The 12434-nt window shown below is 41.2% G+C and carries 11 protein-coding genes; all 11 read left to right on the top strand.

The window, feature by feature from the left end; genetic code table 11:
• Window positions 1–222: 222 nt before the first annotated feature.
• The 11 genes from ACGLYD_RS15065 to ACGLYD_RS15015 all read left to right on the top strand — a co-directional run bounded on the left by ACGLYD_RS15065 (window position 223) and on the right by ACGLYD_RS15015 (window position 12275).
• A complete protein-coding gene (locus ACGLYD_RS15065) occupies window positions 223–1233 on the top strand; it encodes an asparaginase (RefSeq protein ID WP_187045711.1) in 1011 nt (336 codons plus the stop codon).
• A 41-nt stretch (window positions 1234–1274) separates the two neighbouring features.
• Entirely contained in the window at window positions 1275–2879 is a 1605-nt protein-coding gene (locus tag ACGLYD_RS15060; protein ID WP_399628868.1) for a glutathione ABC transporter substrate-binding protein, read from the top strand.
• 71 nt (window positions 2880–2950) lie between these two features.
• The gene (gene gsiC / locus ACGLYD_RS15055; protein ID WP_187045709.1) at window positions 2951–3871 is read left to right on the top strand and encodes a glutathione ABC transporter permease GsiC; all 921 of its coding nucleotides are present in this window, start codon (window positions 2951–2953) and stop codon (window positions 3869–3871) included.
• Between the two features lie 49 nt (window positions 3872–3920).
• Entirely contained in the window at window positions 3921–4790 is an 870-nt protein-coding gene (locus ACGLYD_RS15050) for an ABC transporter permease subunit (protein WP_187047977.1), read from the top strand.
• A gap of 25 nt (window positions 4791–4815) precedes the next feature.
• Window positions 4816–5865 (top strand): ABC transporter ATP-binding protein, encoded by a 1050-nt coding sequence (locus ACGLYD_RS15045; RefSeq protein WP_338655353.1) that lies wholly within the window; start codon window positions 4816–4818, stop codon window positions 5863–5865.
• Entirely contained in the window at window positions 5795–6772 is a 978-nt protein-coding gene (locus ACGLYD_RS15040) for an ABC transporter ATP-binding protein (protein ID WP_187045707.1), read from the top strand. The genes ACGLYD_RS15045 and ACGLYD_RS15040 overlap by 71 nt, the downstream gene beginning before the upstream one ends.
• A 4-nt stretch (window positions 6773–6776) precedes the next feature.
• A complete protein-coding gene (locus ACGLYD_RS15035; protein WP_338655355.1) occupies window positions 6777–7772 on the top strand; it encodes a winged-helix domain-containing protein in 996 nt (331 codons plus the stop codon).
• Window positions 7773–7861: 89 nt separating this feature from the next.
• A complete protein-coding gene (gene dat / locus ACGLYD_RS15030; protein WP_338655356.1) occupies window positions 7862–8710 on the top strand; it encodes a D-amino-acid transaminase in 849 nt (282 codons plus the stop codon).
• 318 nt (window positions 8711–9028) lie between these two features.
• Window positions 9029–9847: a M55 family metallopeptidase gene (locus tag ACGLYD_RS15025; RefSeq protein ID WP_187045704.1), complete on the top strand. Its 819-nt coding sequence runs from the start codon at window positions 9029–9031 to the stop codon at window positions 9845–9847.
• Between the two features lie 45 nt (window positions 9848–9892).
• Complete coding sequence (locus tag ACGLYD_RS15020; RefSeq protein ID WP_399628862.1) at window positions 9893–10957, top strand: P1 family peptidase; 1065 nt, start codon at window positions 9893–9895, stop codon at window positions 10955–10957.
• A 265-nt stretch (window positions 10958–11222) separates the two neighbouring features.
• Window positions 11223–12275 (top strand): extracellular solute-binding protein, encoded by a 1053-nt coding sequence (locus tag ACGLYD_RS15015; RefSeq protein WP_340742538.1) that lies wholly within the window; start codon window positions 11223–11225, stop codon window positions 12273–12275.
• Window positions 12276–12434: the final 159 nt, after the last annotated feature.

The raw sequence follows: 12434 nt of genomic DNA, 5'->3' as shown, positions 1-12434 counted from the left end.
GACTCGTTGCTACTTGTTATTGCAAGTCCGCTCATTGTATCTGTTATCAAAGGATTGTCCAAATTTACCACTTTAGGTATTATATTTTACCTATTCACGCATATATCAACGCATTAACCCATGATTAGTTTTTAGAATAGGGAGCATATTCTAAAAAAGGTTGTAATAAGGTGTAACATGAGATAATATAGTTAGAAAATACAGATAACAAGAGGTGCAACTATGAATGCTGAACATTTAGTAGATGTAATAAGAGGAGATAATGTTGAAAGTGAGCATTGGGGACATATTGCAGTAGTGAATAGTGAAGGTAAACTTCTCTATTCCAAAGGAAATCCTAATAGGGTAACGTTTGCTCGCTCGTCAATGAAACCTTTACAAGCGATTCCGATTGTTGAAACAGGAGCAGCTGACCATTATCAATTCAATCAGGCAGATCTGTCATTAGCTTGTGCATCACATAATGGAGAAAATCAGCATACCGACCGGGTAAAAACCATTTTATCTAGACTAGGGCTTGGAACGGACGATTTGAAATGCGGCACGCATCCTCCACGCTGGACAGAAGCGTATGAAGCATTAATTATAGCGGGTAAGGAAATCACGCCCGAATATAACAACTGTTCTGGGAAACATAGCGGCATGTTAACTACAGCCATACATATGGGTGAGAGTTTGGAAGATTACTATAAAACGGATCATCCAGTTCAGAAAAGAATTATGGAAGTGATAAGTGATATCTCTGAAACACCCTTAAATGAGATAGAAATTGGTATTGATGGTTGCGGAGTTCCTGTCCATGGCATTCCACTAAAAAACCTCGCATTAAGTTTTGCAAAGATGGCAAAACCAATATCATTTCCTGAAAAAAGAAAAAATGCAATTGAGCAAGTGACTGCAGCTATGATGGCAGCACCAGAAATGGTCGGAGGCACTAACCGCTTTTGTTCAGATTTTATGAGGATTGAAGATGGAAGAATGTTTGGAAAAGCCGGGGCTGAAGGAGTTTACTGTATAGGAGATCTTGAAACAGGTCTTGGAATTGCCATTAAAATTGAGGATGGTAATGGTCGAGCAACTTCGCCTGTTGCGGTGGAAGTGCTAAAACAGCTCGATTTACTCAATGAAAAACAGATTAAACTATTACATGATTATCACTATCCGAAGTTGAAGAATGCGAGACAGGAAGTCGTCGGACAATTAAGTCCAATCTTTTCATTGAAAAATGCGTAATGCATTTTATCATAAAAAAAGTTAGTAAAGGGGAGAAGAAGATGAAAAAAGCGTATGGTTTAATTTCTTTACTGGCCTTAATGATGCTACTCGTTTTAGCCGGCTGTAGCAGTGATTCAAAAGAGGGCAGTAAAGATGCTAGTAAAGAGGATGGAAAGCCTGCTGAAAAAGCTGAAAAAGAAGGTAAGGATATCGTCATTGCTGTAGCGGATAACTTTACAGGCATGGACCCACATGACACAAATGACACGCTATCTGGCTCAGCTCAAAAAGCAATGCTTGAAGGACTTGTAGGGTTTGATAAAGATATGAATGTGATTCCACTTTTGGCTGAAGAGTATTCGGCAAATGCTGAGGCAACTGAATTCACATTCAAATTACGTGAAAATGTGAAATTCCATGATGGAACGCCTTTTAATGCAGAAGCGGTAAAAGTGAACTTTGATAGATTATCAGATCCAAATAGCGGATTGAAGAGACACAGCCTCTACGCTTTAATTGAAAAAACAGAAGTTGTTAATGAATATGAAGTGAAATTTACACTATCAGAACCTTTCGGCGCGATGATCAACACGTTCGCTCACCCAGCTGGATTAATGCACAGCCCGAAAGCTTTAGAAGAGTTTGGGAAAGAAGTTGCAAGAAATCCAGTTGGAACTGGGGCATTTAAATTTGTTGAATGGAAACCGAGTGAAGGTTTAAAAATTGAAAAGAACGAAGAATATTGGAATGCAGGATTCCCGAAAGTAGATTCCATCACATTTAAACCGGTATCGGAAAATGGATCAAGAATTGCGATGTTGCAAACAGGTGAAGCGGACTTCATTTATCCAGTTCCTACTGAACAAGTAGAGGGAATTAACGGGAAAAACGGTATAGAAGTTGAAAGTAAGCCTTCTATTGTAGTTCGTTACATGTCTATGAACACATTAAAAGCACCATATGATGACGTTAAAGTTAGACAAGCACTTAACTATGCAATTAATAAAGAAGCTTTCGTCAAAGTTGTAATGAACGATCAAGGAACTGTATTGGATTCCATTATTGCACCTGACGTTCAGTTTTACTCAAAACAAGAGCCTTATGCATTTGACCTTGAAAAAGCGCAGGACCTACTAAAAGAAGCTGGCGTTGAAAAGGGCTTTAAAGCGAAACTATGGGGCGGCAACAGCTCTGGCGCGATTAAGGCAATGGAATTCTTACAACAGCAAATGGCACAAGTCGGTATAGATGTTGAAGTTGTACCTATGGAATCAGGCACAATATCGGACAAAATTTGGTCTGTTCAAAACCCAGATGATGCTGAGCTTGAATTGTACTATGGTGGATGGTCACCATCTACTGGCGATGCTGACTGGGGTATTCGTCCACTTGTTGGGGGCAAAGATGCATTCCCGCCTATGTCATATAACGTTTCTTATTACGACAATCCTGAAGTAGATCAGCTAATTCTAGATGGTCTGCAAACAGCAGATTTGGATAAACGAGCAAAAGCTTATGAAGATGCACAGAAATTAGTTTGGGATGATGCACCTTGGGTCTTCTTATCTGCTGACAATACATTGGCTGGTAAGAAGAACTATCTAAAAGGAATCTATCTGTTACCGGATGGTTCATTGAGCGTATCAGATATCGAAATCGAGTAATGAATTGATAAAAGGGCGCTATATATAATTAATATATAGCGCTCTATCTTTATACCAAAGGAGTGGTTCAATTGTTTCGATTCATCATTAAAAGACTACTCGAAATTATCCCGATCCTGTTGATAGTATCCATTCTAATTTTTCTATTCGTACATATGATTCCTGGGGATCCAGCCCGTCTAGTTGCCGGCGAAGATGCAACACTGGCAGATGTGGAGATGGTGAGGAAGGAACTAGGCTTGGATAAGCCGATTGTAGAACAGTATGTCACTTATATGAAAAACCTTTTTAAAGGAGACATGGGGAATTCACTAAAAACAAATCGGCCGGTGAGCGATGAGATAGGCGAACGATTCATGCCGACATTTTGGTTAACCGTCTGGAGTATGGTGTGGGCGGTCATTGTTGGTTTAGTGATTGGTGTAATTTCGGCAACAAAAAGGAATAAATGGCAGGATTATTTAGGAATGTTTGGAGCTGTTTCAGGGTTATCGTTGCCGTCATTCTGGCTAGGACTCATGCTTATCCAACTTTTCGCCGTAACGCTTGGCTGGCTACCTACTGGAGGAATGGAGTCATGGAAGAGTTATATCCTTCCTGCATTCACTCTTGGAACCGGTGTAGCAGCTGTAGTCGCACGTTTTACACGATCATCTTTGATGGATGTGCTGAAAGAAGATTATATCCGTACAGGCAGATCAAAAGGATTAAGCGAACGTAATGTTACGTGGGGACATGGATTAAGAAACGCAATGATTCCCGTTGTTACAATGACAGGTTTGCAATTCGGTTTCCTGCTCGGAGGATCAGTTGTCATTGAAACTGTATTCAGCTGGCCGGGGTTAGGAAAACTACTAATCGACTCAGTTGCTTACCGTGACTACCCGGTTATTCAAGCAGAAATGATGATCTTTGCTTTAGAATTCATCGTAATTAATCTAATTGTTGATCTGTTGTATGGCATCTTGAATCCACAGATCCGGTATGAGTAAGGAGGGGACCAAAGTGGTTGAAGTAAAACTGTCTAAAAAAGAAGAATATATGCAACGAACCTTGGAAAATATTACATCGAATACACCATTCTCTGAGTTTTGGAGGAAGTTCAAAAAACAAAAACTTGCGTTTGTATCATTCTTTTTTGTGCTATTTCTGATTGCACTTGCACTTGTCGGCCCATTTTTTGTGCCTTACGATATAGCAGAACCAGATTATGACAATGTACTTTCTGGTCCTTCAGCTCAACACTGGGCGGGAACCGATGCTTATGGTAGGGACATTTTCAGCAGAATTATCGCAGGTACACAAATTTCTTTATACGTCGGATTAACTTCCGTTTTCTTAGGAGCAATTGGGGGAACATTTTTAGGGCTTATTGCAGGCTATTACGGTAGAAAAATCGACATGATTATCATGCGCATGTGTGATGTATTACTCGCATTCCCTGGAATCTTGTTAGCTATCGGTATTATTGCAATTCTGGGACCTGGGCTTAGCAACGTCGTCATAGCGGTCGCGATTTTCAGTGTTCCGGTATTTGCCCGAATTGTACGTAGCTCGACGCTAGCTGTTAAGTCAACCCTCTATGTTGAGGCTACAAAATCAATTGGTGCAAGACCACGTCGAATTATTTGGAAGCATGTCTTTCCAGGAACATTATCTAGTATTATTGTCTATTTCACGATGCGAATCGGTTCGGCAATCTTAACAGCAGCAAGCTTAAGTTTCCTTGGGCTAGGCGCACAGCCGCCTTCACCTGAGTGGGGTGCCATGTTAAGCGGCGGAAGGGATTATTTAAATATTGCACCACATGTGACAGTCTTTCCGGGACTCGCAATCTTCATCACTGTACTTGCATTTAACCTTCTAGGTGATGGCTTACGTGATGCGCTTGATCCGAAAATTAAGGACTGATACTTGGTAGAAAGGAGGCATTCTAGTGGATCAAACTGTACTGAAAGTAAATAACCTACAAACACATTTCACAAGTGATTCCGGTGTTGTAAAAGCAGTGGACGGAGTCTCTTTTGAAGTTTCAAAAGGTGAAACACTTGGCATAGTTGGAGAATCGGGAAGTGGGAAGAGTGTTACCTCACTCTCAATTATGAGGTTGTTGAAAGACACACCCGGGCATATTGCAGGTGGAGAAATTCTTTATGAAGGCAGAGATCTTGTCAAAATCAGCGAAAATGAAATGCGAAAAATCCGCGGCAATGAAATTGCGATGATATTTCAAGAACCAATGACTTCATTGAATCCCGTATTTAAAATTGGGCGTCAATTGGAAGAAGCTATTATCCTTCATTTAAAGATGTCGAAAAAGCAGGCGAGAGTTAGATCAATTGAAATGCTAACAGCAGTTGGAATTTCACGCCCAGACAAAATTGTCCATGAGTTTCCGCATCAGTTGTCAGGTGGCATGCGTCAACGTGTCATGATTGCGATGGCCATGGCTTGTAACCCGAAAGTCTTGATAGCTGATGAACCGACAACGGCACTGGATGTGACAATACAAGCGCAGATATTAGATTTAATGCGTAACTTGACGAAAACAACAGATACTGCCATTTTACTTATTACGCATGATTTAGGTGTAGTTGCAGAAATGTGTGATCGTGTTGTGGTCATGTACGGGGGGCGTGCAGTAGAAGAAAGCGATGTCCTATCAATCTTTGCTAATCCGAAACACCCTTATACGCAGGGATTACTGGCTTCTATTCCTAAGATAGGGGAAAGGGTAGAACGATTGCAATCTATTCCGGGTAATGTTCCGATACCATCGAGGATGCCGGAAGGTTGTAAGTTTGCCCCGAGATGTCCACATGCAATGGATATATGCTGGGAAAAAGAACCTGAATTTAAAGAAGTATTAGTGAAGCATTCTGTCAGATGCTGGTTACACGAGGAGGTGCATCAAGATGAGTCAGAACTTGCTGGAAGTACACAACATAAAAAAGTATTTTCCGATAAAGAAAAAGCTGTTCAGTAAAAAGAAAGAGTTTGTAAAAGCGGTAGATGGTGTTTCATTTACTGTGAAAAAGGGAGAGACATTAAGCATCGTTGGAGAAAGTGGCTGTGGAAAGTCCACTACCGGCAGAGTATTAATGAAGTTATTGGATGCGACGGAAGGACGAATTATTTTTGAGGGGCAAGACATCACCGATTTAACGGATGATGAAATTCGCCCGCTACGAAAAGAATTCCAAATGGTTTTCCAAGATCCCTATGCGTCACTCAATCCTCGGCTTACTGTAAAAGAAATCATCGAAGAACCACTGATCGTTCATAATATCGAAAAATCGAAAAGGGCAGACCGTGTTATTGAATTATTGGAAGTTGTCGGGTTGAATAGATACCATGCGAATCGCTATCCCCATGAGTTTAGTGGTGGGCAGCGCCAACGAATCGGTATTGCACGAGCACTGGCAGTGAATCCAAAGCTTATCATTGCAGATGAACCGGTTTCGGCACTTGACGTTTCCATTCAATCACAAATTCTAAACTTATTAAAAGATTTACAGGAACAATATAATTTGACATATGTATTTATCGCGCATGATTTAAGTGTAGTAGAACATATTTCGGATCGGGTTGGGGTTATGTATTTAGGGAGGCTTGTCGAATTGGCTGATCGGGATGGATTGTTCGGAGGTCCACTTCATCCTTACACGAAAGCTTTACTAAGTGCAGTTCCAATACCGGATCCTACTTTAAGAAGAGATCGAATTATATTAAAAGGGGATATACCGAGTCCGGCCGATCCGCCTTCTGGATGCACATTCCACACTCGTTGTCCTTTTGCCCAACAATTATGCAAAGATCAAGTACCCGAGTTCCGGGAATTAGGCAAAGGTCATTTTGTGGCTTGTCATTTTGCAGAAGAATTACGGGGTTAATTAGATGCGAAAACTTCATGTTATTTCAATTCAAAAAGCTTATTTAGACATCGTGGTCAATCAATTAGTGGAGATATTTGGAGATGAAATTGAGTTATCTGCAATCACGCTCCAAGAGCTTACAATGGATGTCATTGCGGAACAGGATATTGTTATCCTGTCTAAAGAGATATTAAAGGGAATAACTCGTCCGTTCATACCGGAATCATGTCCAATTATTATTGCCAAGCGCGAAGTAAATATAGCAGCAACGAAAGACCTGTACAAACTGCTAAACGGACAACAAATTCTAGTCATAAACGACACTATGGAACATGCTGTAGAAACAGCTCGTTCCCTTAAAAGTATCTATTTTGAGCACGACTATATTGCTTATGATCCTATGAATTTAATGCCTTCCAATATCAATTGGATTGTTACTCCTGGAGAGAAGGAACTTGTTCCGAGGGAATTTGAAAATGTGATTGATATTGCCCCAAGGACACTGGATTTCAAAACTGTGCTGGAGACAGCTAAATTCGTGAAATCTGAAATGGGACAGATTTCATTAATGAATAGATTCTATAAATCGCAATTGGCATTGGCAGAAAAGTGGAATGATGAAAACGAACTTCAGTATAAGAAAGTATTGGTTCAACAGGCTGATAAGCGTTCAAAAGTCGAGGATAGGAAGGAAAAGTATAACTCCTTGGCTGTAGAAACAATGAGGTCGATTATCGATAAAATTGAAGAACATGGTTTTTTAGAAGAGAGTTTAGCAATCTTAGCTGTCTACAAAGAAGCTAAGGGGAATTTCGAATCCTTTGGTCGTGCAAAAGTAAAACTGAAATTACGAGATGCTGGTATTACGTTTTCCGATCAACAACTTCGGCTTCGATTAGAAATACTGCAGGAGATAGGTTTAGTCAATGCGCGTCAAGGCAGGGGCGGGACGAAGTTATCGGATAAAGGCGAAACATTTTTGAAACAGCACAATGAAGTAGCAAGTAACGAATTTTAGAGGCGAGTTCAGATTTAGATAAACAAATTCTGTGGTATCAATTGATTTACCGGATTAATAGCGATGCCTATATTGAGGAGGATTATTATATGACAATTGGTTATTTTAATGGTGAATTTATTTCAGTTGAGCAACTTGTTATTCCTATCGACGAACGAGGTCATCAATTTGGCGATGGTGTTTATGAGGTGATTCGAGTTTACGACGGTAAATTCTTCATGTTAGAAGAACATATTGAGCGGCTATTTAAAAGTGCACAAGCAATTAGGCTGCAAGGTGATCAATCTATAGAAGAGATTCGACAGCTTATCCACGAAGCGGTTGAGAAATCAGGCTTGGCAGATTGTGATGTTTATATTCAAATTACAAGAGGCGTTGCAACGAGAAAGCACTTATTCCCAGACGTGCCTGTCTCGGTTTCAATGACAATTAGGCCAATGAAACCAACAAGTGATACCGTCAGAGAAAAAGGAATGAAGGCGATATTCCATGAAGATGAACGATGGGCAAACTGTTATATTAAATCATTAAATCTTCTGCCGAATATACTGGCTAAACAAACCGCCCAAGACGCTGGTTGTTATGAAGCAATTCTTGTGAAAGATGGTTTCGTGACAGAAGGAACGAGTTCTAATGTGTATATAGTAAGCGACAAGACAATCTATACAACACCGCTTTCAAAACATATTTTAGCTGGAATTACACGGATGGCGGTAAAAGAACTTGCAAATGGTCTTGGTGTTCCATTTGTTGAAAAACAATTCACGACTGAAGAATTGATGCAGGCGGATGAGGTTTTCATTACAAGTACAACTAATGAAGTCATGCCGATTGTTAATGTAGACGGGAAGAATATTAAGGACGGGTCTGCTGGGGAAATGACTTTGAAGTTGAATGCAAAGCTTATGGAACTGGTTAAGTCTGTCCAACATACTTAAGTAGTATTGATTGTGAGTGTCTAATTTTTAGATGGGGCGTTGGGAGAGTTATAATCCGACAAACCTAATTACAAGGAGTTTTTTTAGATAGTACATTGGGCCAGTCCCAGTTGCTACCACAAATCGTATGTTGTCAGTAACTAGGACTATGTGTTTTAACAGAGTGAAGGCGCCTAACAAGGGGTAGCCGAAGCCCTAAGACTGGCGGCGAAGCTGCTTGGCTTAGGGCGGGAGGCATCCCCTAGCGCCGTAGCGGATTCGATGGAGTTCTTTAATTCAATATATAGAATGAAAAATCACTTTGTGAAAGGAGCAACTATGCGCGTTTATATTTCAGCTGATATAGAAGGTGTCTCAGGGGTCGTTCATGGCGAACATACAGCCCGGGATGGTAGAGAGCATGACTATGCACGGATGTTGATGACTGAAGAGGTTAATGCTTGCGTACTTGGCGCGTTGGAGGCGGGAGCAGAAAAAGTTGTTGTCAATGACTCCCACGGAACAATGCGTAATATCTATCATGAGAAATTACATACGAAAGCAGAACTTATTCTAGGGGGACCGAAAAAACTGGCGATGATGGAAGGGATTAGTGCGGATTTCGACGCGGTTCTTTTTGTCGGGTATCACACTCGAATGGGTACAGATGGTATATTAAATCATACATTTAATGGTCGGGTAGTCAGGACTATTGAAGTAAATGGAGTAGAGCTTGGGGAATTTGGTCTAAATGCCCTGGTTGCCGGTCATTTTGATGTGCCAGTTGTGTTTGTATCAGGCTGTAATTTAGTAGCAATCGAAGCCGAGGAGTGCATTCCAGATATTCATCAGGCAATCGTAAAACAAACGATTAATCGAACTACGGCTCTGAACGTCCATCCGGTTAGGGCAAGGGAACTCATAAAAGAAGGCACGAAAAAAGCGTTGCTCCACCGCGACGAGATTAAACCATTTACTATGGAAGCACCTTATACAGTGAAAATGGAGTTTTTGCATACCGGTCTGGCTGATGCAGTTGAGATAGTACCCTTCGTGAAAAGGACAGGACCCCTTACGATTTCATTTGTCACTGATGATGTGTTGGAGTGTTATCAATTGATTAGAAGTTCAATCATGATTGCGAGTTCAGTATCTTGAACTAGTCATTCATCTAAAAACCATTATTACCTGGAGTGATTAAAATTGAAGCTACAACAGCCGAAAAAAATTAGAGATAGAGGTATTACGATTGGTCGTCTTCCGGTCGGGATAAAGAATTGTATTACGGATGTAGAGGGTGTGAAAGTTGGGCATGTCACACTAGATAATCCATTGCAGGGGGCTGAATACGCCGCTACTGGCGTGACAGCTATATTACCGCATGAGGACAATTTGTTCATGAATAAAGTAGTGGGCGCGAGTTACGTGTTGAATGGTTTCGGAAAGACAACAGGACTCGTCCAAGTTGATGAATTAGGGCTGATTGAGTCACCGATTATGCTAACCAATACGTTTGGTGTTCCAGCGGTTACACAAGGGGCCTTGCAGTATATGTTAGAACAAAACCCTGAGATTGGAGATACAACTGGAACTATAAATTTGGTTGTCGGGGAATGTAATGACAGCAGGCTAAACTCGATTCGCGAGCTACCGATTCAACCAAGTCACGCGATTGCTTCTATTAAAGAAGCTTCCACTGAGGCTTCCCTAGAAGGGGCGGTTGGAGCTGGAAAAGGCATGATTTGTTTCGGCTATAAAGGTGGAATCGGCTCTTCATCACGAATCATCAAAGATGGCACAAGTGGAGAGACTTATACAATTGGTTGCTTAGTCCTTAGTAATTTTGGGAGAAAAGAAGATTTTCAAATGGACAGATATAAACTGAGTGACAATCAGAACGTGCCTACATATCCCAAACCAGCTGATGGATCTATCATGATTGTCTTGGCTACAGATGCACCGCTGGGCAGCAGGCAGTTAAAGCGGCTGGCGAAAAGATGTGGTATAGGACTTGGGAGAACGGGTAGTCATTTTAGCAATGGCAGTGGTGACATTGTCATCGCTTTTTCAACGGCTCATAAAATACCGCATTTCACTACGGATACTGTTGAAACAAGGCTTGAGTTAAGAGAAGATCATCCGATTATGAATGACCTTTTTTCAGGCGCATCAGATGTTACAGAGGAAGCGATTTTAAATTCATTGTCACAAGCAGTGACGACTACGGGACGAATGGGGAATACCGTACACGCCTATCCGTTTGGATGAACATGAAATAATGAAGAGGCCATTTCAAGCATTAAAGTGCTTGAAGGGGTTCTTTTTTGTTTAATGAAAATAGTTACGGTTATAAAACGTATTTAGAAAATACCGATAAATTTGACTTGAATGAATTTCCATTTTACACTAAATGAAACATCTCTAGTTGGGGAACCATATAGTAACAGAGTGGTAGTTAATTCCTCGCTACCTTGCAATCGTTTATATAACTAAAAGGGGGGTCATTTTATTGAAGGAAAAAGGAATCTTTAGTATGTTGCTTGTCCTGTTTCTCCTTGTTGCCGCAGCGTGTGGTAATGATAAAGGGGAAGGCGACACCAAAAAGGATGATGACGTAGTGAAAGAAGAAGGCGCTTCAGGCAAGCTCGTTATTTACACAGGGCGTGATGAAAGTGTTGTTGAGAAGGTCGTTGGAATGTTCAATGAAAAATACCCTGACATTCAAGTTGATAATTTGACGATGGGGGCACAACAAATACTGGAGCGTGTCCGCGGTGAGAAAGCGAATCCTCAAGCGGACTTCTGGTGGGGCGGGACACAATCCGCAATGATGGTGGCGGCGGATGAAGATCTGCTTATGCCGTTCAAGCCGTCATTTGACGAGGCGATTGCGGCTGACTATAAAGATGCTGAAGGCAGATGGTACGGAGAAATGCTATTGCCGGAAGTCATTATGATCAATAGCGATGTATTAACACCGGAAACGGGTCCGCAAGATTGGGATGATTTGTTGAAGCCGGAATGGAAAGATAAAATTGTTATCCGCGGCGTTCTAGCGTCTGGTACGATGCGTACAATTTACTCATCAATGATTTATCGTCAAGGTGCGGATGATCCTGAAAAAGGCTATGAATGGCTTAAAGGCTTAGATGCAAACACGAAAGATTATGCGCAAGATCCGACGAATCTCTATTTGAAGCTGGTGCGTCAAGAAGGAACGGTGTCGTTGTGGAATTTGCAAGACATCTTGCTGCAAAGTAAATTGAACAACCAACCGTTTGACTATATTTATCCAAAAAGCGGTGCGCCGATTCTAGTAGATGCGGTCGGTATTGTCAACGATGCGAAAAATGAAGAGAATGCGAAACTGTTCTACGAATTCCTCTTTGATCCAGAAGTACGTGCAGAACTTGCGGAAGAACTTTATCAGATTCCGACACGCTCGGATATTGCAAAAGAAGATATGCCGGATTGGTATCAAGACCTTGATTTGAAGGCACTTGATATCGATTGGGAAGTGATGGCTGACAAAGAAGCGGAATGGATGGAGCATTGGGATTCGAATATCAAGGGTAAAGGGAAGTAATTATAGTTGAAAGATAAGTACACTTTTTCTACATGGAATAATGACTAGGCTCCTGTCGCATCTAGGCAGGCGGGCTGTGCTTTTCAGTAAGGCCTCGGGTTATCACTCTCGAGGTCTTTCCATTACATAGTGACTATATTGTTGAACAAATGAACATCT

The organism is Sporosarcina sp. SG10008 (assembly GCF_044569405.1).
GTDB lineage: Bacteria > Bacillota > Bacilli > Bacillales_A > Planococcaceae > Sporosarcina > Sporosarcina psychrophila.
This window is presented reverse-complemented; position numbering and strand designations above follow the sequence as displayed.